At 66.9% G+C, this 20266-nt stretch carries 24 protein-coding genes and 3 tRNA genes; 14 read left to right on the top strand and 13 right to left on the bottom strand.

The window, feature by feature from the left end; all coding sequences use genetic code 11:
• The first annotated feature begins 1 nt into the window (after position 1).
• From V5F74_RS14615 to ureG, 6 genes are all read left to right on the top strand, one after another.
• On the top strand, positions 2-358 hold the full coding sequence (locus V5F74_RS14615; RefSeq protein WP_024278968.1) for a GFA family protein: 357 nt from the start codon (positions 2-4) through the stop codon (positions 356-358).
• A gap of 38 nt (positions 359-396) precedes the next feature.
• Positions 397-2109, top strand: a complete 1713-nt coding sequence (gene ureC / locus V5F74_RS14620) for an urease subunit alpha (protein ID WP_250165828.1) — start codon at positions 397-399, stop codon at positions 2107-2109.
• An 89-nt stretch (positions 2110-2198) separates the two neighbouring features.
• Entirely contained in the window at positions 2199-2738 is a 540-nt protein-coding gene (locus V5F74_RS14625; protein WP_394008778.1) for a Dps family protein, read from the top strand.
• A gap of 64 nt (positions 2739-2802) precedes the next feature.
• A complete protein-coding gene (locus V5F74_RS14630) occupies positions 2803-3495 on the top strand; it encodes an urease accessory protein UreE (protein ID WP_394008780.1) in 693 nt (230 codons plus the stop codon).
• A complete protein-coding gene (locus V5F74_RS14635) occupies positions 3488-4171 on the top strand; it encodes an urease accessory protein UreF (protein ID WP_394008782.1) in 684 nt (227 codons plus the stop codon). Before V5F74_RS14630 ends, V5F74_RS14635 begins: the two co-directional genes overlap by 8 nt.
• Complete coding sequence (ureG, locus tag V5F74_RS14640; protein ID WP_250165831.1) at positions 4168-4791, top strand: urease accessory protein UreG; 624 nt, start codon at positions 4168-4170, stop codon at positions 4789-4791. Before V5F74_RS14635 ends, ureG begins: the two co-directional genes overlap by 4 nt.
• Before the next feature lie 37 nt (positions 4792-4828).
• Here the strand turns inward: ureG and V5F74_RS14645 are convergent, their stop codons facing one another.
• Both V5F74_RS14645 and V5F74_RS14650 read right to left on the bottom strand, forming a co-directional pair.
• Positions 4829-5317, bottom strand: a complete 489-nt coding sequence (locus tag V5F74_RS14645) for a hypothetical protein (protein WP_394008784.1) — start codon at positions 5315-5317, stop codon at positions 4829-4831.
• 73 nt (positions 5318-5390) lie between these two features.
• Positions 5391-5963 (bottom strand): hypothetical protein, encoded by a 573-nt coding sequence (locus tag V5F74_RS14650; protein ID WP_156026401.1) that lies wholly within the window; start codon positions 5961-5963, stop codon positions 5391-5393.
• 170 nt (positions 5964-6133) lie between these two features.
• Between V5F74_RS14650 and V5F74_RS14655 the strand changes: the two genes are divergently transcribed.
• The 3 genes from V5F74_RS14655 (at position 6134) to V5F74_RS14665 (ending at position 8987) form a co-directional block, all read left to right on the top strand.
• A complete protein-coding gene (locus V5F74_RS14655) occupies positions 6134-6910 on the top strand; it encodes a TlyA family RNA methyltransferase (protein WP_051679252.1) in 777 nt (258 codons plus the stop codon).
• Between the two features lie 20 nt (positions 6911-6930).
• On the top strand, positions 6931-8127 hold the full coding sequence (locus V5F74_RS14660) for a class I SAM-dependent RNA methyltransferase (RefSeq protein ID WP_394008932.1): 1197 nt from the start codon (positions 6931-6933) through the stop codon (positions 8125-8127).
• Positions 8128-8213: 86 nt separating this feature from the next.
• Positions 8214-8987 (top strand): queuosine precursor transporter, encoded by a 774-nt coding sequence (locus V5F74_RS14665; protein WP_394008787.1) that lies wholly within the window; start codon positions 8214-8216, stop codon positions 8985-8987.
• A 48-nt stretch (positions 8988-9035) separates the two neighbouring features.
• Here V5F74_RS14665 and V5F74_RS14670 read toward each other — a convergent pair whose 3' ends face one another.
• The 4 genes from V5F74_RS14670 to V5F74_RS14685 form a co-directional block, all read right to left on the bottom strand.
• Entirely contained in the window at positions 9036-9362 is a 327-nt protein-coding gene (locus tag V5F74_RS14670) for a hypothetical protein (protein WP_029558571.1), read from the bottom strand.
• 23 nt (positions 9363-9385) lie between these two features.
• Positions 9386-10513 (bottom strand): trypsin-like serine protease, encoded by a 1128-nt coding sequence (locus V5F74_RS14675; protein ID WP_394008790.1) that lies wholly within the window; start codon positions 10511-10513, stop codon positions 9386-9388.
• Positions 10514-10793: 280 nt separating this feature from the next.
• A tRNA-Glu gene (locus V5F74_RS14680) sits at positions 10794-10868 on the bottom strand.
• A gap of 185 nt (positions 10869-11053) precedes the next feature.
• Positions 11054-11476, bottom strand: a complete 423-nt coding sequence (locus V5F74_RS14685; protein ID WP_024278979.1) for a VOC family protein — start codon at positions 11474-11476, stop codon at positions 11054-11056.
• Between the two features lie 66 nt (positions 11477-11542).
• Here V5F74_RS14685 and V5F74_RS14690 point away from each other — a divergent pair, with 66 nt between their 5' ends.
• From V5F74_RS14690 to V5F74_RS14700, 3 genes are all read left to right on the top strand, one after another.
• Complete coding sequence (locus V5F74_RS14690; protein WP_394008791.1) at positions 11543-12313, top strand: SIR2 family NAD-dependent protein deacylase; 771 nt, start codon at positions 11543-11545, stop codon at positions 12311-12313.
• Positions 12314-12412: 99 nt separating this feature from the next.
• On the top strand, positions 12413-12988 hold the full coding sequence (locus tag V5F74_RS14695; RefSeq protein ID WP_024278981.1) for a cold-shock protein: 576 nt from the start codon (positions 12413-12415) through the stop codon (positions 12986-12988).
• Positions 12988-13509 carry a DUF192 domain-containing protein gene (locus V5F74_RS14700; protein ID WP_394008794.1) on the top strand — a complete coding sequence of 174 codons (522 nt, stop codon included), beginning with the start codon at positions 12988-12990 and terminating at the stop codon, positions 13507-13509. Before V5F74_RS14695 ends, V5F74_RS14700 begins: the two co-directional genes overlap by 1 nt.
• 43 nt (positions 13510-13552) lie before the next feature.
• Here V5F74_RS14700 and V5F74_RS14705 read toward each other — a convergent pair whose 3' ends face one another.
• From V5F74_RS14705 to V5F74_RS14715, 3 genes are read right to left on the bottom strand one after another with little or no spacing between them, the layout of a single operon-like run.
• Positions 13553-14101 carry a chromate transporter gene (locus V5F74_RS14705; RefSeq protein ID WP_024278983.1) on the bottom strand — a complete coding sequence of 183 codons (549 nt, stop codon included), beginning with the start codon at positions 14099-14101 and terminating at the stop codon, positions 13553-13555.
• On the bottom strand, positions 14098-14715 hold the full coding sequence (locus V5F74_RS14710; RefSeq protein ID WP_394008796.1) for a chromate transporter: 618 nt from the start codon (positions 14713-14715) through the stop codon (positions 14098-14100). Before V5F74_RS14710 ends, V5F74_RS14705 begins: the two co-directional genes overlap by 4 nt.
• Positions 14716-14769: 54 nt before the next feature.
• Entirely contained in the window at positions 14770-15606 is an 837-nt protein-coding gene (locus V5F74_RS14715; protein WP_250167479.1) for a hypothetical protein, read from the bottom strand.
• A 557-nt stretch (positions 15607-16163) separates the two neighbouring features.
• Between V5F74_RS14715 and V5F74_RS14720 the strand changes: the two genes are divergently transcribed.
• Complete coding sequence (locus tag V5F74_RS14720; RefSeq protein ID WP_024278986.1) at positions 16164-17018, top strand: transporter; 855 nt, start codon at positions 16164-16166, stop codon at positions 17016-17018.
• 190 nt (positions 17019-17208) lie between these two features.
• Here the strand turns inward: V5F74_RS14720 and V5F74_RS14725 are convergent, their stop codons facing one another.
• Positions 17209-17493 carry a hypothetical protein gene (locus V5F74_RS14725; RefSeq protein WP_394008799.1) on the bottom strand — a complete coding sequence of 95 codons (285 nt, stop codon included), beginning with the start codon at positions 17491-17493 and terminating at the stop codon, positions 17209-17211.
• Positions 17494-17704: 211 nt separating this feature from the next.
• Here V5F74_RS14725 and V5F74_RS14730 point away from each other — a divergent pair, with 211 nt between their 5' ends.
• On the top strand, positions 17705-17851 hold the full coding sequence (locus V5F74_RS14730; RefSeq protein WP_197023028.1) for a hypothetical protein: 147 nt from the start codon (positions 17705-17707) through the stop codon (positions 17849-17851).
• Positions 17852-17879: 28 nt separating this feature from the next.
• Here the strand turns inward: V5F74_RS14730 and V5F74_RS14735 are convergent.
• The 3 genes from V5F74_RS14735 to V5F74_RS14745 all read right to left on the bottom strand — a co-directional run bounded on the left by V5F74_RS14735 (position 17880) and on the right by V5F74_RS14745 (position 20247).
• Positions 17880-17956: transfer RNA gene (locus V5F74_RS14735), tRNA-Pro, on the bottom strand.
• Between the two features lie 241 nt (positions 17957-18197).
• Positions 18198-18273: transfer RNA gene (locus V5F74_RS14740), tRNA-Asn, on the bottom strand.
• Between the two features lie 123 nt (positions 18274-18396).
• Entirely contained in the window at positions 18397-20247 is a 1851-nt protein-coding gene (locus tag V5F74_RS14745) for an ABC transporter ATP-binding protein (protein WP_394008801.1), read from the bottom strand.
• Positions 20248-20266: the final 19 nt, after the last annotated feature.

Raw genomic sequence — 20266 nt, forward strand, 5'->3', positions numbered from 1 at the left:
CATGGCGGTTCAGCACTATTCCGGCGGCTGCCAGTGCGGCGCTGTCCACTATGAAGTGGATGTCGATCTCGATCGCACGGTGACCTGCAACTGCTCCCGCTGCCGGCGCGTCGGCGGCATCCTCGCTTTCGCTCCGGCGAGCGCCTTCACCCTCACGTCGGGGGAGGGCAAGACCACCGAATACCTCTTCAACACCGGCAAGATCCATCACCTGTTCTGCACCACCTGCGGCATCGAATCCTTCGCCCGCGGCACGGCGCCGGACGGCACCGAGACGGTGGCGGTGAACGCGCGTTGCCTCGACGGCGTGGATGTGAAGAGCCTTCACCCCATCGAATACGACGGCGCCAGCAAGTAATCCCCGGCCCGCATGCGCGAGATTTCAGGAGCGAGACCATGACCACCGGCCGCATGCCCCGTGCCGCCTACGCCCACATGTTCGGCCCCACCACGGGCGACCGGGTGCGGCTCGCCGACACTTCGCTGGTGATCGAGATCGAGAAGGATTTCACCGTCTACGGCGAGGAGGTGAAGTTCGGCGGCGGCAAGGTGATCCGCGACGGCATGGGCCAGTCGCAGGTCACGAATGCCGACGGGGCGATGGATACGGTCATCACCAACGCCGTGATCCTCGACCACTGGGGTGTGGTGAAGGCGGACGTGGGCCTGAAGAACGGGCGCATCGCCCGCATCGGCAAGGCCGGCAACCCGGACGTGCAGGCCGGCGTGGACATCATCATCGGCCCCGGCACCGAGATCATCGCGGGGGAGGGGAAGATCCTCACCGCCGGCGGGTTCGACAGCCACATCCATTTCATCTGCCCGCAGCAGATCGAGGAGGCGCTGGCCTCCGGCGTCACCACCATGCTCGGCGGCGGTACTGGGCCGGCCACCGGCACCTTCGCCACCACCTGCACGCCGGGGCCGTGGCACATCGCCCGCATGATCGAGGCGGCGGATGCCTTCCCCATGAACCTCGCCTTCGCCGGCAAGGGCAACGCCTCCCTTCCCGGCGCGCTGGAGGAGATGGTGCTGGCCGGCGCTGCAGCGCTCAAGCTGCACGAGGACTGGGGCACCACGCCGGCCGCCATCGACTGCTGCCTCACCGTGGCGGACGCGCTGGACGTTCAGGTGATGATCCACTCCGACACGCTGAACGAGTCGGGCTTTGTCGAGGACACCATCGCCGCCTTCAAGGGCCGCACCATCCATGCTTTCCACACGGAAGGGGCGGGCGGGGGCCACGCGCCTGACATCATCAAGGTGGCGGGCCTGCCGAACGTGCTGCCCTCCTCCACCAACCCGACGCGGCCCTACACGCGCAACACCATCGACGAGCATCTCGACATGCTCATGGTGTGCCACCACCTCGACCCCGATATCGCGGAGGATCTCGCCTTCGCGGAAAGCCGCATCCGCAAGGAGACCATCGCCGCCGAGGACATCCTCCACGACATCGGCGCGCTCTCCATGATGAGCTCGGATAGCCAGGCCATGGGCCGGGTGGGCGAGGTCATCATCCGCACGTGGCAGACCGCGGACAAGATGAAGCGCCAGCGCGGTTCGCTGCCCGGCGAGACCGACAGCGACAATATCCGCGCCCGCCGCTACATCGCGAAATACACCATCAACCCGGCCATCGCCCACGGCATGTCGCGGCACATCGGGTCGGTTGAAGCGGGCAAGCTGGCCGACCTCGTGCTGTGGACGCCGGCCTTCTTCGGCGTGAAGCCCGATCTCGTCATCAAGGGCGGCGCCATTGCCATGGCGCAGATGGGCGATCCCAACGCCTCCATCCCCACGCCCCAGCCGGTGCACTACCGCCCCATGTTCGGCGCCTTTGGGCGGGCGCGGACCCACACCTCGCTCACCTTCGTCTCGAAGGTGGCCATCGAGGATGGCCTTGCCGGGCGCCTGGGCATCGCCAAGGAGCTGGTGGCGGTGGAGAATACCCGCTCCGGCATCTCCAAGAAGAGCATGATCAACAACGACGCCACGCCCCACATCGAGGTCGATCCCGAGACCTACGACGTGCGCGCGGACGGCGAACTGCTGGTGTGCGAGCCGGCCGAAGTCCTGCCCATGGCGCAGCGTTACTTCCTGTTCTGAGCGAATATCGCCACGGCGCGGCGGAACCTTCGCCGTGGCTCCTCGTTGCAGCGGGTGTTGCAACCCGCTTCGTTTGAGGAGCCACACCCATGGCCGTCGTTCGTTCATTGACTAAGAAGCCGGCGAAGACCGCCGCCCTCGCTACCCCCACCGATCTCGACAGCGCCAAGGCACAGAAGGTGGCGGATGCCATCAATCGCGTTCTGGCCGACAGCTTCGTGCTGTACCTCAAGACCAAGAACTTCCACTGGCACGTCAGCGGCAAGCATTTCCGCGACTACCACCTGCTGCTGGACGAGCAGGCCGCGACCATCGAGGCCACCATCGACCCGCTGGCCGAGCGCGTGCGCAAGATCGGCTGCCGGACGGTGCATTCCTACGGCGAAATCCTGAAGCTCACCGGCCTCAAGGAGAACAACGAGCCCTACGCCTCGCCCGAGGCCATGTTCGCGGAGCTGATCGCCGACAACAAGGCGGCCATCAAGACCATGCGCGAGGCCCACGAGATCTGCGACGAGGCGGAGGACATTGCCACCGCCAGCCTGCTGGAAGAATATGTGGACGAGGCCGAGAAGCGCCTGTGGTTCCTGTTCGAGACCAACCAGAATCGGCAGGACAGCGCCACCTGAGCGCAGCCGGAACCCGCGAAGGCGGTGGGGCAGGGCGCTCGGGTGGCTGTACCGGAGTAACCCGATGATCCGCGCCACCACCGTCGTCCGCCGTCCCGCCGTCCGCCCGGAAAAGGTGGTGGACGAGATCACCCTCGATCACCACGCGCGCCACCGCCGCCGCTTCGCCTTCACGGCGGACGGCGGCCTCTCCTTTCTGCTCGACCTCGACAAGGCGACGGTTCTGGATGACGGCGACGCGGTGAAGCTGGAGGACGGGCGCCTCGTCCGTATCAAGGCGGCCGCCGAGGACCTGGTGGAGGTCACCACCGCCAATCCGCTGCGGCTGATGAAGGTGGCTTGGCACCTCGGGAACCGGCATGTGCCGGCGGAGATCACCGAAACCGCCGTCTATTTCGTGGACGACCATGTGCTGACCGAGATGGTGCGTGGCCTGGGCGCCGGCGTCGCCAAGGTGACGCGCCCGTTCCGCCCGGAGAAGGGCGCCTACGAGGCGGCGGAAGCCCATGGCGGGCACGAGCACCATGGACATGAACACCATGGTCACGAGCATCATGGTCACGAGCATCATGACCATGACCACGCTCACGGCGACGCGTGCGGGTGCGGCCACGATCATGCGCACCACGATCATTCCCATCATGACCATGCCCATCACGACCATAAGCACGAGCACGGCCACGAGCGCGGCCATGACCATGCCGCCGAAGGTCATGTCCACGGCCCGGGCTGCGGACACGACCACAAGCATGGCTGACCAGCCCGACCTGCTGCCCCTCTTCGCGTGGCTCTCGCCGTCGTTTCCGGTGGGGGCCTATGCCTACTCTCACGCCCTGGAATGGGCGGTGGAGGCCGGCGAGGTGAAGGACGAGGCAAGTCTTGCGGCGCAGGTGTCGGACCTGATGCGCCTCGGATTCGGCCGTTCAGACGGCATCCTCCTGGCCCACGCCTGGCGGGCGGCGACGGCGGGAGACGGGGCAGCGCTCGGCGAGGTGAACGCGCTCGCCGTCTGCCTCGCACCATCCGCCGAACTCAGGCTGGAAACCTGCCAGCAGGGCCGGTCCTTCCTCGATGCCGTTCGCGCGGCGTGGCCGTCCCCTGCGCTCGAGACCGCGGCGGGCGCTCTCTCCGGCGAGGTCGCCTATCCCGTCGCGGTGGGGCTGGCCGCGGCGGCGCACCGCATTCCGCTCGGGCCGACGCTCGAAGGCTTTCTTCTGGCACTGGTGCAGGCGCTGGTGTCGTCGGGCATCCGCCTCGCCCCGGTGGGGCAGACGGCGGGCACCCGTGTCGTCGCCGGCCTTGCACCGGCCGTGCGGGCGCTTGCGGCGGACATTCCCGCTCTGACGCTGGACGATCTCGGCACGGCCACCTTCCGCGCCGATCTCGGCAGCTTTCGCCACGAAACCCAATATACGAGGCTGTTCCGCTCATGAGTTCCGGCAAGAATCCCCTGCGCGTCGGTGTCGGCGGCCCCGTCGGCTCGGGCAAGACGGCGCTGATGGAGGCGCTGTGCAAGGCCTTCCGCGAGCGCTACGACCTCTGCGCCATCACCAACGACATTTACACCAAGGAAGATGCGCGGCTTCTCACCGTGGCCGGAGCGCTGCCACCCGAGCGCATCCTCGGTGTCGAGACGGGCGGCTGCCCGCACACGGCGATCCGTGAGGACGCCTCCATCAACCTGCGCGCGGTGGCGGACATGAACGCCCGCTTCCCCAACCTCGATCTGGTGCTTATCGAATCGGGCGGCGACAATCTCGCCGCGACCTTCTCGCCCGAGCTGGCGGACATCACCATCTACGTCATCGACGTGGCGGGGGGAGAGAAGATCCCGCGCAAGGGCGGGCCGGGCATCACGCGTTCTGACCTGCTAGTGGTAAACAAGACCGACCTCGCGCCCATGGTCGGCGCTGATCTCAAGGTGATGGAAGCGGACACCATCCGGATGCGGGCGGGCCGGCCCTACGTCTTCTCCTCCATCCGCAATGGCGTGGGCGTGGAGGTGGTGGCGGCCTTCATCGAGAAGGCCGGGGGCCTCGCCGGGGCGGCCTGAGCCGGCGGCTTCAGGCCGCCAGCTTCCTGATGGCTTCTCAGCTCTTGGGCTTGCAGGCGGTCTCGAACTTGGTGACGGCCGGGCCGATGCCGGAGAGCGGGATGGCCTGCTTGGCGCCCTTCACTTCGATGGTGAGGGTGCCGGAGGCCTTGGTGAGCGCCTTGACGTCCGTCATCTGGGTCGGCGCCTCCACGTTCACCGCGTCGCCTTCCTCCATGGCCACCGCCTTGCCGGGGAAGCTCTTCTTCACGCTGCCGGCGCTCAGCACGATGGCGGTCTGGGCGCCGCGCGTCAGATCCTTCGAGCCGATCATGGACTGGACGGTGATCGCAGACCCGTCCTTCTGGCAGAGGAAGAAGATCGCGGCCTTGTCGCTGTCGGGCACGCCGTACACCAGAGCGGCGGTGTCCTCGCTGTCCTGGATGTGCCAGATCATCTTCTCCGCCGGCTTCTCCTGCGCGGGAGCGGCGATGGCGGGGGCCGAGATGGCAACCAGAGCGGCGGCGGCGAGCACGGAACGAAGCATGTCAGGGTCCCTTTTGCGGCGGCGGATCATACCGGCTCGATCCAAAAGGGAAAGATGCCAGCCTGCCGTAAAGTTACCTGCGATCGGCCGGCGCGGGCATGGCGGTGAGGCAGGCGCGGCGGAAGTCCGGCAGCTTGGGCTTGGCCCCGGCAAGCGGATAGGTCTCGGTAGCACCGGGCAGGCGCACGACGAGATTGTCCGCGTCCGAGAAGAGGTCGAGAACGCGGCCGTCCAGCGCGACCGCCGCCTCCACCACCACCTTGCCTTCGGCTGAACCCCGGAAGGCGGAGGCCGCCAGCTCCAGATGTCGCTTGCCAGCGGCGAGGGAGAGGGCGACGCCGTCGCCCGCCTTCACCTTGCCAGACGCCACTTCCGCGGTGAACTGGATCAGCTGCGCGCCCGGCTGGCAGGAGACGGCGAACACCGGGTCGGCGGTGCGGGGCAGGCCGAAGCGCAGCACATAGGTCTCATCGACCTTGACGACCAGCCAGATCCGGGGGTCCGCCTTGGCCTCAGCCTTTTTGGAATCGGATTTTCCGCCGGTCTTGCCGGTGGATTTGGGGGCAGCCTCGCCCGAGACCGGCGCGAGCACACACGCTGCGGCTATCGCCAGGATCGCGCACCGGCCGTAGAACCATCCACCCATCACCACCGGGTCCTCGCCCCTCGCCGCACGATCGACAGGCTTGGTGACCGGCGGACGGACCTCCGATCTCCGAATCACAACTGTCGACTGGTGTTTGCTTCCCCCGCAGCCATCGCATATCACGGCCTCCGGCCGCCCGCGACATCGGGCAGGGAGCCCTGCGGCAAAAAATGTTGAAACCCCATTCCCATATGGCGCGTGACGGCGAACAGGACGCTGGCCGCCGCATGCGGCTCGACCGCCTGCTGGTGGAGCGCGGCCTGTTCGACAGCCGCGCCCGCGCCCAGGCGGCGCTGGCCGCCGGGCTGGTGAAGGTGGATGGGCTCGTGGTGGCCAAGGCCTCGGCGGAGGTCAGCGTCGGTGCGCGCATCGAGGCGGAAGACGTCCACGACTACGTGTCGCGCGGCGCGCTCAAGCTCGCGGCGGGCCTCGACGCCTTCGCCATCGATCCCGCCGGGGCCGAGGCGCTGGATGTCGGCTCCTCCACCGGCGGCTTCACCGAGGTGCTGCTGCGACGCGGCGCGCGACGGGTGCACGCGGTGGATGTGGGGCGCGACCAGTTCCATGCGCGGCTGAGGGACGATCCGCGCGTCCGCCTGTTCGAGGAAACGGACATCCGCACCTTCGATCCCGCCTTGGTGCCGGGCGGCTTCGACCTCATCGTCATCGACGTCAGCTTCATTCCGCTCGCGCTGGTATTGCCGGCCGCGCTCGCGCTCGCCGCGCCCGCCTCCCGGCTGGTCGCACTGGTGAAGCCGCAGTTCGAGGCGGGGCGCGCCTTCGTCCGCAAGGGCGTGGTGCGCGACGCGGCGGTGCGGGACGAGGTCTGCGCCAGGGTGGAGCAGGAGATCGCGGCGCTGGGCTGGCGCCTTCTCGGCCGCATCCCGTCGCCCATCGCGGGCGGCGACGGCAATCAGGAATATCTCGTGGGGGCGATCCGACCGTGACCGAGTTCCGCATCGAGCGCATGGGCGCGCAGGGCGATGGCATCGTCCGCGGCCCTTCCGGCCCCCTGTTCGCGCCCCTCACCCTCGCCGGGGAGCTGGTGCGCGGGGAGGCGGAGGGCGAGCGCATCCTCCTCGATGCCATCGTCGAGCCCAGCCCCGAGCGGGTGGAGCCCCCGTGTCCGCATTTCGGCCGCTGCGGCGGCTGCCTGCTCCAGCATTGGGAGCGCGCGCCCTATCTCGCCTGGAAGCGGCAGATGGTGGTGGATGCCCTCGCCCGCGAGGGGATCGAGGCGGACGTGGCCCCCGCCATCGATGCCCATGGGGCAGGGCGGCGGCGGGTGATCTTCCACGCCCGCCAGTATGGGGCGCGCACCGTGGTCGGCTTTGCCGAGCGGAAGTCCCACGCCATGGTGGCCATCGACGCCTGCCCCGTCCTGGCGCCGGGCCTCGACCAGGCGCTGCCCGCCGCCCGCGCAGTGGCCGAGGCGCTGGCGCCGCTGAAAAAGCCGCTCGATCTCCAGATCATCGCCACCGATACCGGGCTGGACATGGATGTGCGCGGCTCCGGCCCGCTGCCGCCCGCGCTCCTCACCGACCTCGCGGTCATCGCCGACCGCTTCCGCCTTGCGCGGCTGACGCGGCACGGCGAACTCGTCATCCAGCGTGAGCCGCCGCGCCTCGCCATGGGCCGGGCGCGGGTGGACCTGCCGCCGGCGGCCTTCCTCCAGGCGACGGCGGAGGGCGAGCGCGTGCTGGCGGAACGGGTGACGGCAGGCATGGCTGGCGCCCGCAAGGTGGCGGACCTGTTCGCAGGCGTGGGCACCTTCGCCCTGCGCCTTGCCGAGACCGCCCGCGTGTTCGCCGCCGAAAGCCATGCGGGTGCGCTCGCCGCTCTGCTCAAGGCCGGCCACACGCCGGGCCTGAAGGGCGTGGACGGCGAGACCCGCGACCTGTTCCGACGCCCGCTGATGGCGGCCGAGCTTGCCGCGTTCGATGCTGTGGTCATCGATCCGCCCCGGCAGGGCGCGGAGGCGCAGGCGCGCGAACTAGCGGCCTCGCGGCTCCCTCGCCTCGTCTATGTCTCCTGCAACGCTGCCACCTTCGCCCGGGATGCGGCGCTGCTCGTCGCGGGCGGGATGCGGCTGGAGGGCGTGGTGCCAGTGGACCAGTTCCGCTATTCCGCCCATGTGGAGCTGGTGGCGACCTTCTCGCGCTGAGCCGTCCCGGCGGGCCTTCCCGAGCGCGAGCTGGGCTTGCGCGGCGCTTTACGGTTTAATGCGGTGCAGCATCGAGGCTGCCCCACATGCTTTCCGACAACACCCCCTTCGGCGTCGATGGCGTCGAGACCCGCGCCGGCATCATGCCGGTGGAGGCGCGCGCCCTCGAAGGCAAGCGCCTGCGCTATTACGACTATTGCATGGTCGCCTTCGCGGTCATCCTGATCTGCTCGAACCTCGTCGGCGCCGCCAAGGTGTCGGTGGTGGAACTGCCGCTCATCGGGCCGTTCGTGTTCGGCTCGGCGGTGCTGTTCTTTCCCCTGTCCTATGTGCTCGGCGACGTGCTCACCGAAGTCTATGGCTATGCCCGCGCCCGCCGCATCGTGTGGGTGGGCTTCGCCGCGTCCGTCTATGCGGCGCTGATGACGGCCATCGTCGTCGCCATCCCGCCCGCGCCGGGCTGGACGGGGCAGGACGCCGTCACCAGCGTGTTCGGCCAGACACCCCGGATCTTCTTCGCCTCCATTCTTGCCTTCTGGTGCGGCGAGTTCGCCAACGCCTTCGTGCTGGCCTGGATGAAGGTGCTCACCGGCGGCCGGATGCTCTGGACCCGCACCATCGGCTCCACCATCGTCGGGCAGGCCGTCGACAGCCTCATCTTCTACCCGCTCGCCTTCCTCGGCGTGTGGGACACCCACCTCGTGCTGACGGTGATGGTCTCCAACTACCTGCTCAAGGTGGGCTGGGAAGCGGTGCTCACCCCCGTCACCTACAAGATCGTCGGCTTCATGAAGCGGCGCGAGGGGGTGGACGTCTATGACGTGGGTACAGACTTCACGCCGTTTCGGGTGAAGGTGTGAGGGAAGGCCGGAGGGACACTCCGGCCTGAAGCATCTCGCGATCCGAGGTCAGCGCGAGACCTCGCCGTGGCTGAGGATGTTCCGGTCACCGGCGCAGCCTTCGATGAAACCGGTGAAGGTCTTGCCCGCGGTGAAGGCCGTCAGCATCACCGCCGTCACTTCCTTGAAATTGGCCTTGGTGCGTTGGATGTGGAAATACTTCGAGCCGCAACGGCCGGCTTTGTCCATTTCCACGACGAAATCGGATGGGTCCGCGAAGACATTGAGAACCGTTCCTGCCGTCACGGTCAGTTGTTGAGCGCCGGCGGGCTGGCCGAGGCCGAAGCTGCAGGCGAGCACGATTGCGCAGCGCCAGACGTTTGCATGGGTCGTCATCTCGGTTTCTCCCTGGTTCAGGATTACTCGTCGCTGGTGAGATAATGGGTGATGGTGGTCAGGCTCGCGGTGGCGGCCGGCGCGGCATCGGCGAGGACGTAGTCGAGGATGAGTGGCAAGGTCGTGGACGCGCATTCCGCGTCTGTCTTGCAGACAGGTGCACGCACCACGGCCTCGCCAATTTCGCGCACCAGCGGCTCCACCGAGACGTATTGGCAGCCGGAGATGCCCGTCGCCCATTCCCAGCCCGGATTGGACGCGCCCGCCGGGAGTGGTGCGTGCGGCACGTGGCCCGTCGCGCTGCAGGTGGACTGCACGCCAGCCACCGCAAGCCCGCGACCGTCGCGCCGCCCGACCAGGGTGGGGCCGCCGCTGTCACCGCCCTGTCCGACCTGAGCAGCCGAGTTCAAGGTCAGCGTGTATCCGGTCGTGCTGATGTCGGAGGGGGTGAACTGGCCGCTGCGGTATGTTCCAAGGCCGGTCGCCTGCTGCGGCGGATTGCGCGGGTCCGCTTGCCCATTGGCGAGAAAGGCGCCGCTCGCAAATGTGCCGAAGCCTTGGCCATTCTGGATGATTTGGTCCGTTGTCTGAAGCCGCACGCCCGTCCAGCGATCCGGCGCCGTGCCCTCCGGCTCCGCGATGTAGGGCAGTATTCCCGCCACCGGGCCGAGATCGCCCAGGCCGAGATAGACCATCACGATGTCGCGGGCGGGCAGGGCGCCGGCGGCCAGGTTCCGGTTGACGGCGAACTCATAATAGTCGGACGCCTGCGCACTGAGCGTCGGATCCCAGGCGGCCGTGATCGTGACCTGATTGGCGGGAAACGCCGGCGAGCCGATATCGACGCCAGCGGTCGCACCGGCTGGCTCGTTTGTAATGCAGTGGCGGGCGGTGAGAACCCAGTAGCGGTTCAGTAGAATGCCGCTGCATCCGCCGTTGACGATGACGAGCCCCCGCGCCTTGCGGGTCGCCTCATCGAGCGGGTCGCCGTTCACGAGGGGCTGGGTGATCTCGCAGACGCGACCGTCCGATGTGTTCCAGCAGTTTTCGCCCCCCTGCGCATCAGCCCTGGGACACCCGATGAGGAGGATTAGAAGTATCGAGGCCGCTGTCGCCGTGATCTGGATCGATTTGGACAACATGGATCCCATCCTTCGCTGCCGTCTCGGGCGCGAATCCGGAGCGTTGCTTGCAAAATAGAGCAGAGAGTCAGGCCGCTTTTGCCCAAAAGACATTTTTGAACAAACGATGGCGCTCTGATCTGTCTTGACTGTCACCCCGCGCGGGATCATCCGCATACCGCAAATAGGGGACACCTTGCGTCATGTCAGAAACGCTAGGCGCGAAGATGCGACCGGAGGGAGATGCTTAGGATCAAAGATGGGTCGTGGGATCGCGACTGAGGGATAGCGTTCGCCGGCCGTGCGAAGCTGGCGCGCCCTAGGGGAGTCGAACCCCTCTCTCCACCGTGAAAGGGTGGCGTCCTAACCGATAGACGAAGGGCGCGCGGCCGTTCCGGGGTTTTGGCCACCGGAGAGGGCGTCCTTATAGGGGGCGGGCGGCTTGGCTGCAAGCCTGTGGGGAAATTATCCAAAGCCGCGCGCTGCTGCCCTGTGGGCAGAGGGCGCGGCCCGGGATCAGGTGGCCGCCGGCGGGAGGTTGCGGCGGCTCAAAAGCGGCGTGTCAGGCGCTCACCATTTGCCGGTGTTGGGCATGGAGGCCCACGGCTCGGCCGGGGGCTTGGGGCCGCCCTTCTGCAGCAGCTCGACGGAGACGTTGTCCGGGGAGCGCACGAAAGCCATGTAGCCGTCGCGGGGCGGGCGATTGATGGTGACGCCGGAGGCCATCAGGCGCTCGCACAGGCCGTAGATGTCCTCGACCTCGAAGGCGAGGTGGCCGAAGTTGCGGCCCTCGCCATAGGGCTCCTTGTCCCAATTGTAGGTCAGCTCGATCTCGGCCACGTTCTCCTGGCCGGGAGGGGCGAGGAAGACGAGGGTGTAGCGACCCTGCGGCACCTCCTTGCGGCGCACCTCCTTGAGCCCCAGCTTGTTGCAGTAGAAGTCCAGCGACTGGTCGATGTCGGTCACGCGGACCATGGTGTGCAGGAAGCGCATCGGGGGTCTCGTCCGTATGAGGGGCGCAAGCCGGCGGGCCGGCCGGAGTGAAGTAGCAGGTGACGTATGATCTATGAAGGCGATCTCAAGGGGGCGCAGCAGCGCCTCCGCGAACTTCTGGACGGGTCGGCGCGCGCGGTCGCCTTTACCGGAGCGGGCATCTCCACCGAATGCGGCATTCCGGATTTCCGCTCCCCCGGCGGATTGTGGACGCAGAACAAGCCTATTCCCTTCGACGTGTTCGTCGCCCACAAGGCCGCGCGCAACGAGGCGTGGCGGCGCAAGTTCGCCATGGAGGAGGCGTTCTCCGGGGCGCGGCCCGGCCGGGGTCACAGGGCACTCGCCCGGCTGCTGGGGCGCGGAAGGATCGCCGGCGTCATCACCCAGAACATCGACGGCCTGCACCAGGCCTCCGGGGTGCCGGATGACGCGCTGGTGGAACTGCACGGCAACGGCACCTATGCCACCTGCCTCGATTGCGGCGCGCGCTACGAGCTCGGCTGGGTGAAGGAGCGGTTCGATGCCGCCGGGGGCATCGCGCCCGATTGCCCGGAATGCGGCGGGCCGGTGAAGGCGGCCACCATCTCCTTCGGCCAGGCCATGCCCGAGCGCGAGATGGCGCGGGCGGATGCGCTGGCGAAGGTGAGCGACCTTTTCATCGTGATCGGCTCGTCGCTGGTGGTGTTCCCGGCGGCGGGTTTGCCGCTCAAGGCGCGGCAGAAGGGGGCCCGGCTGATTATCCTCAACCGCGAGCCCACGGAATTCGACGACATGGCCGAACTGGTGGTCCGCGACGAGATCGGCGACGTGCTCGCGCCCTTTGCCGGTGACGGGTGACAATGGCGCGCGAAGAGGGTGGGCGTTGCGCCATTCAGTTGCTATCCTACCTTCTCCGCGGCAACGGGTGCGCCGCCGCGCGTTAGTTTCGGGGTGGTCATGGGGTCTGACGCACTGGGGCTGGGGCCACGGACCGCCGGCTCGGAGGAGGGGACCGAGGAGCCCGCCGGGCTCGTCGAAGTCACCGGCTCCATCAAATGGTTCGACGCGTCGAAAGGCTACGGATTCATCGTGCCGGACGACGGAGGTCCCGACGTCCTCGTTCATGTGACATGCCTGCGCCGCGACGGCTTCCAGACCGCCATGGAAGGCGCCCGCGTGGTATGCGAGGCCATCGAGCGCACCAAGGGGCGGCAGGCCTTCCGCGTGCTCTCCCTCGATCTGTCGACCGCGGTCCACACCGCGCCGGCCTTGCCCCGGACCCGCGCCGTGGTGGAGCCCACCAGCGGCTTCGAGCGGGCCACGGTGAAGTGGTTCAACCGGCTGCGCGGCTTCGGCTTCCTCACCCAGGGCGACGGCACGCCCGACATCTTCGTCCATATGGAAACCCTGCGCCGTCACGGCCTGACCGAGCTGCGCCCCGGCCAGAGCGTGCTGGTGCGCTACGGCGACGGGTCCAAGGGCCTGATGGCTGCGGAAGTGAAGGCCGACGGCGGCCCCAGCGGGAACAATTGATGAGCCAGATTCCGTCGCGGGCTGCCCTGGCGGCCAAATTCGCGCTTGCGTTCACCCTCGCGTTTCCGCTTGCAGGGCTGCCGGGCCTCGCCCGCGCGGCCGAGGCCGAGTGCGCCCAGATCAAGATCAATCCCAACCCGGTGCTGGACCCGCTGGAGATCGTCACCGCCAAGGGCGTGCTGGCCTTCCAGGTGGAGGTCGCGCGCACCAACGAGCAGCGCACCCAGGGCCTCATGTGCCGCAAGACGCTGCCCGAGCGGGGCGGCATGCTGTTCGACTTCAAGGTGGACCAGCCGGTCTACATGTGGATGAAGAACACCCTCATCCCGCTGGACATGGTGTTCATCCGTGCCGACGGCTCCATCGCCCGGATCGCTGCCATGACGCCCCCGCTCTCCACCGAGACAATCTCCTCCGGAGAGCCGGTGCGCGCGGTGCTGGAGATCGGCGGGGGCGAGGCGCGCAGGCAGGGCTTGAAGGCCGGCGACAAGATTGCCCACCCCATGTTCCCTGCCAAATAGATTTCCGGCCAAACAGGTTCACGGCGAAATAGGGGGAGCTCCCCTATTTCAGCGTCAGGTAGCCCAGCAGCCCTCCGGCGAAGATGTAGAGGGCCGGATTGACCTTTTTCCCGATCATCTTCGGCCCGAAATAGACGAGGACGAACACCGCCACGGCGATCAGCGTCGTCTCGGTGCCGGTGATGGCGGTGCGCGCCACCGCGACCGTGCCGGCAGCCATCAGCCCGACGACGATGGGCGCCAGCGCCATCTGCAAAGCGAGCCGCCAGGGCGAGCCGTCGAAATGATTCCACAGGCGGGAGGAGCCGAGCGCCAGAACGGACGCCGGCAGGAAGAAGCCGGTGAAGGCGAGGAACGCCCCCAGCGTGCCGGCGACGTGATAGCCGATGACGATCACCATCAGCATGTTCGGCCCCGGGGCCACCTGCCCGAGGCTGTAGATGTCGCGGAACTGGCTGTCGGTCAGCCAGTGGTGGGCATCGATGGTCAGCGCCTTCATCTCCGGCAGCACCGCCGTGCCGCCGCCGATGGCGAGAAGCGACAGGAGCGAGAAGACGCCGAGGACGCTGAGGTCGGTGTGCGGATTGTTCATGGCTCGTCGACCTCTCCGCGGCCGGGACGGTAGATGAAGAGGGCCAGGGGCAGCACGGTGAGCAGCACCAGCACCAGCGAGACGTGGAGGAAGCTCACCAGCACCACGGTGATGAGGATGAGCAGGATCTCGCGCAGGTGCTCCAGCTGCTTGTGCCCGATCTGCACCGTCACCGCCGCGAGCAGACCCACGGCGGCGGCACCGATGCCGGCGAGGATGGCGTGCATGGCCGGATTGCCGTGGTTCGACACGTAGAAGATGCCGAGCGCGAACACGAGCAGGCCGCCCGGCAGCGTCATGCCGAGGAAGCCGGCGATCGCGCCCACCGGACCACGCAGCCGGTCACCGACGATGACACTCATATTGGTCGCGTTGAGGCCGGGGAGGGCCTGGGAAATTTCCAGCGCCGTGAGGAACTCCTCCTCGTCCAGCCAGCCCTTTTCCACCACCAGCGCGTTGCGCAGATAGGCGACCACGCCGCCGCCAAAGCTGATGCCGCCGATGATGAGAAAGGTGATGAAGATTTCCAGGATGGAAACCTGCGCTGCGGCCGCGCCTTGCGGGGCGCCGGGCTCGGGAGGTGGGGCTGGGATCGGCGGCTCTTTGACGCTCATGGATTTTCGCCGGGAGGGTGAAGGTGAGCGGGCCGGTTCGGCCCGCCATGATCCCTATTCGGAGTGCGCGACTTCCTTGGCACCGATGCCATAGACCATGGCGGTCTTGGTGGTGCCGAGCTGCACCCATTCGGGCGCCATGTTCTGAACGTCGCGGAAGAAGTCCTCGGAGAGGCGCTTCGCCTTGTCGTTGACCTCGCTGTAGTGATCGAACTTCGCCTGGAAGGCGAATTCCCCCACCAGCGACTGCTCGGACGCGCGATTGCGCCAGATGGCGATGGTCGCCTTCGCCTCGTAGCCGTGGCCGAAATCGAAGTGGCCGGGGTCCACCTGGATTTCTTCCACAGCCATGCTGTTCACGAGGTCGATCTGGGAATCCCCGTCCGCATCCACCGCCGACATGGAGGGGAATATGGACATGATGTTCTTCAATGCCGGGCTCAGCACGGCACCGAGCGACGTAATGATGCAATTGTGCGAATAGAGCGAGCGGATGCCGCCCAACTCTTCCTTGAGGGGAAGAATTTCTTCCTTGAACTTCACCTGGACGGCGCCGGTGATGCGGGGGGCCATCTCCACCGCCGTCGCCTTCTCGCGATCCGGGCTGCGGTACTTCAGGGCAAGTTCATGCTCCGGGCGCGGCCAGCCGTCGTCGTAGAAGGTGCGCTTCCGCAGGATGAAGGAGTTGCGGTAGAGGTCGAAGTCCGGGGTATCATAGAACAGCACTTCGCGGACCTGCCGGTGAAAGGCGTCCTTGTTGGTGACCACGCCCACCCCGTGCTTCTTGGCGACCGCCTTCACTTCATTCCAGTAATCCTCGAAACGCTTGGGCGAGTAGAATTGCTGCGGCCGGAGCAGAATCTTGTATTCACGATAGTGGATGTCGAGCATGGCGTCGTGCTCACTTTGCGGAACGTCGGATTCGTTGGGACCCCAGAATCCGATAAGGCGCACACCTTCCGTCGCCTGCGACCGGATGTCTACTGCCTCGCCATGTCCTGCCCGCAACCGGGCACCGGCGACGTTCCGAAACTGTTGCGCGAACGTCACATCGCACGCGTTTGCGTCCGATTTGGGCGGATGAACCGCTCGAATAGTATTGCGTGCCCTTAAATTGGGCTAACGTTGACGCCGCTTCGGCTTCAAGGACCCGGACAAGGGATACCGGTCATCCTCGAAGGTCCCGAGCGGCGCCTGGTATTGATCCCCGCACCGCTAAGGTCGTGACACGCTGCCGTTAGCATTCCCCAGTTGATGCCTCTGCACTCCGGGCCGTTGTCCGAAGTGTCCACGATGTTCGCGCCCGTTCGCGGGCCGTGCAGTGATCTCGTCCAGGGCCTCGACGCCTTGGACCGAAAAGAGAGCGGCGCATTAGCGCCTGAGGAAGCGCCAGCGATGAGCCCCGCCGTTGGGACGGCGGTCGTGGGCTCCGCCTTTCGGAGGAAAAAATGACGACATTCGCAAGAATGGCGGCCGTAGCCGCTTTGTCTGCGGCAGCCTTGCTGCCCGAATCCCTGCCCGCACACGCCGGTTCCGTGACCCAGCCGGGTGAAACGGTTGGTCTGGCTGCCGGCGCGCCGCTGCCGGAAGGCGTATATGCCGTGAATACGGCTGACTATGGCTGCCGCAATACATCCCCCGACAGCACCTGCGTCGGCGTGGATATTCCCGTTCTGGCCTGGGCCACTCCGGTATTCCTGTTCGGCGGGCGGCTACAGCTTCTGACTGCCGTGCCGGTTGTCGGCGTCGGCGTGCAGAACGGAGACTATACTTCCGGGTTCTATAACCCGTTCTTCGCCGCTCAGGTCGCCTGGGATCTGGGGAACGGCTTCGGCTTCAGCTACATGGCCGGCTTCTATCTCGGCGTGAATACGGGGGTGGCCTTCGATTCAACCTCGTTCAACCAGCGTTTTGCCCTCAGCTACACGGCGGATGGCTGGAATCTGACGGCAAACGCCATCTGGGGCATCCAGGCAAATGGTGTGAGCAATACGATCAACCCGAACTTCCTGAACGTCGATCTGACCGCCACCAAGAAGTTCGGCAAGTTCGAGATCGGCCCGGTGGCCTATTACTCCACCGACCTGAACAATCCCATCCCATTTTACCAGAAGCAGAGCCAGTTCGCGATCGGTGGCCTTGTCGGCTACGATTTTGGTCCTGTGATCCTGCAAGCTTATCTCACCACCGACGTCTATGAGCAGAACTACGGTGGCAACGATACACGCCTGTGGGGCCGCATCATCGTTCCGCTCTGGAACCCGCCTGCGTCGACCCAGCAGACCGCGCTGCTGCACAAGTAGAGCTCGTGAAGCGGCCAGACCTCCTCACGAGGGAGGTCTGGCCATGAGCGAGGCCGGGCCTCCATCCAGGGGCGGCGCGGCCGATCCGCCTCCGTGACCCGAGACGCTGACCCCCTTCGTCGCAGAACGGTCGGCGAGCCCTCGCGCGCGGGGGCGAGGTCGTGCCTGTGCCCCACCTGGTCCCGGCGACCTATTTGGGCTCCAGCGTCTTGCCGATGGAGGTGAAGAACGTCTCCGCGTACCAGCGCATCTCGGCTTCGATGTCCGGCTTGCCCGCAAGCTCGCACTTATCGACGAGACCGCTCACGCGCTCGAACATGTCGGCGATGAAGCCGTCCGGGCGGTCCTGCTGCCCGGCGAGCTGGGTGACGATGTCGCGCAGGATGTAATGCTGCACCATGGTGTGGGCCTGCGTGGTGCCCACCGCCTTGAGCATCGAGCCGAGCCACTCGGCAAGCTCCGTATCCGAAGCCATTGCAATCGTCCTTTCCCAAAATCCCGCCCGGCGGCGCAATCCTGCCGCCTGAGCCTGGTGCCGCGAGACCATCCCGGAGCCGGGTGAGTCGCATCCACCCGGTGCCGTCACACCGCCCGGGAAGATTAGCCCTCACCCGGCTTTAGCGGAACAATCGGGGAAGCGGGGGCGTTGCAGCTCTAGTCAGCGAAGCAGCAACAGGAGCACACAGATGCCGCGCAATGTCCTCTACGGCGTGATCGCGATTCTCGTCGTGGTTGGTGGGGTGTTCGCCTATCAGGCCTATGAGCGCGACCGGAACACCATGCAGATCGAGATCGGCCCCAACGGGGTGAAGGTCGATCCGCCCGGCCGCTGAGCCTGCGGCGGGGAAGGGCGGCGGAGGGTGGTCGGAGCAGCAGGATTTGAACCTGCGACCCTCTGCTCCCAAAGCAGATGCGCTACCAGGCTGCGCTATGCTCCGACATTCCGCCGAACGGCTTCGTTGCTACATTTTCAGGACGGGGGGCGCAAGGGGCGGGGGACACGTTACGAGAACGCATGGTGGACGAACGGGGCGGTTCGTGACGCAAAGTCCCGAAGACGTCCCGGAGGTCATTCTGGCCCGGATCCAGCAGCGCCACGGAGCGTCCGAAGATCACGCTCCGCGTGCAATGCCTGTTAAGGCTTCGTGGGCGATGGGCTTTTCGGGGCGGAGGTAGAAGTGGCTCCCTGAGCAGGACTCGAACCTGCGACCATTCGATTAACAGTCGAACGCTCTACCAACTGAGCTATCAGGGACCGTGGGTCTCGCGACCGAGGCCGGCGATATAGCAACCACATCGCCGCTTGTGAAGCCGTAACACGCGCTTTTCCGGGGGAAGTTGCCGCACTGGCGCGCAAAGTGGCGCCGGTGCTGGATTTTCAAGCGCGCAGCAAATCGCCTTCCGGACCGGACTCTGCCGTGCCGCTCACGCTGGAGCCGGCATTTTCGCTCTCGTGGGCGAACTGGGCGAAATAGAATCCGTAGTAGCGACCGCGACGGGCGATCAGCTCGTCATGGGTGCCGCTCTCCACCACGCGGCCGCCCTCGATCACGCAGATGCGGTCGGCACGCACCACGGTCTGGAGGCGGTGGGCGATGACGATGGTGGTGCGCTCGTGGGCGAGTTCCGCCAGCGCCTTCTGCACCTCGGCCTCCGATTCGGAATCGAGGGCGGCGGTGGCCTCGTCGAGGAGCAGGATGGGCGCGTTCTTCAGGAAGGCGCGGGCGATGGCGATGCGCTGGCGCTGCCCGCCGGAGAGCTGCGCCCCGTGCTCGCCCACGAACGTGTCGTAGCCGTGCTCGAAGCCCATGATGAAGGGATGGGCGTGGGCCGCCTTGGCCGCCGCGACGATCTCGTCCTCCGATGCGCCGGGTCGGCCGAAGCCGATGTTCTCCCGGACGGTGCCCGAGAACAGGTAGACGTCCTGGCTCACCAGGGCCACCGAGGCTCGCACGGAGGTGCGGGAGACGGTGCGGGTGTCGACGCCGTCGATCAGCACGGCGCCGGACTGGGGATCGTAGAAGCGCTCGATCAGATTGATGATGGTGGTCTTGCCGCCGCCGGACTGGCCGACCAGCGCCGTCGTCCGGCCGGGCTCCGCCACCAGATCGAGGCTGCGCAGCACGTTCTCGCCGGGGCGATAGGCGAACACCACGTCCTTGAACTCCACCCGGCCGCGGGGGCGGGGCAGGGCACCGACACCGGGGGAGTCAGCGTCGGGCGCGGGCGCATCGAGCAGATCGAACAGCATGCGCGCGCCCATCACGTGGCTGACAAGCTCCACATGCAGGCGCGACAGCCGCTTGGCGGGCTCATAGGCCAGCAGCAGGGCGGTGAGCACCGAGAAGAACTGGCCCGGCGAACGGCCGAGCTCGATCACATTGTATCCCGCGTAGAGAATCACGCCGCCGATGGCGAGGCCGCCCAGCGTCTCCATCAGGGGGCTGGACTTGGCCTGGGTGCGCACGAGGCGGTTGGCGTTGATCTCCACGTCGTCGATGAACTTGTGGGTGCGCTCCCGCATCACCGGCTCAAGCGTATAGGCCTTCACCGTCCGGATGCCCTGGAACACCTCCATGACGATGGAGGACAGCTTCACGCCCGAGGTGAAGCCGGTGGTGAAGATGGTCTTGGCCTTCTTGATGAGCTTGCGCGTGCCCAGCACCGCCGCCGGCATCACCACGAGGGCGATGATGGCCAGGAAGGGATCCTGCACGAAGGCGACGCCGGCCAGCATCACCAGCGAGAGGAAGTCGCGGCCGATGCTGGTGACGATCAGGTCCAGCGCGCCGCGCGCGCCCGCGGCGCCGGCGGTGAAGCGGGTGGTGATTTCCGCCGTGTGGCGATGGCCGAAATAGGCGGCGTCCTGAAGCATCAGCCGGTCGAAGGCGCGCTTCTGGTTGTCCGCCACCACCCGGTTGCCGATGCGGGCCATGGTGATGCTCTGCCCGTAGGCCGAGGCGCCCTTGATGATGGAAAGCACCATCACGATACCGGACACTGCCCACACCGCCGCAGGGGTGGGATGCACGAAGATGGCGTTGACGGCATCGTTCATCAGATAGGCGAGGCCGGCCGTGCAGGCGGCCATGGTGCCCATGAAGACGAAGGCCAGCACATAGCCCTTCCAGTGCTTGCGGCCATCGGACAGGAGGAGGCGCCGCAGGACGGCATTGGTCTCGTCCGAAGAGGGCGGAGGCCCGTGGCGCTGGGCGGCTTTCGCGTTCATGTACATCTCCGGCGGCGTC

This window comes from Xanthobacter aminoxidans, from assembly GCF_043193615.1.
Classification (GTDB): Bacteria; Pseudomonadota; Alphaproteobacteria; order Rhizobiales; family Xanthobacteraceae; genus Xanthobacter; species Xanthobacter aminoxidans.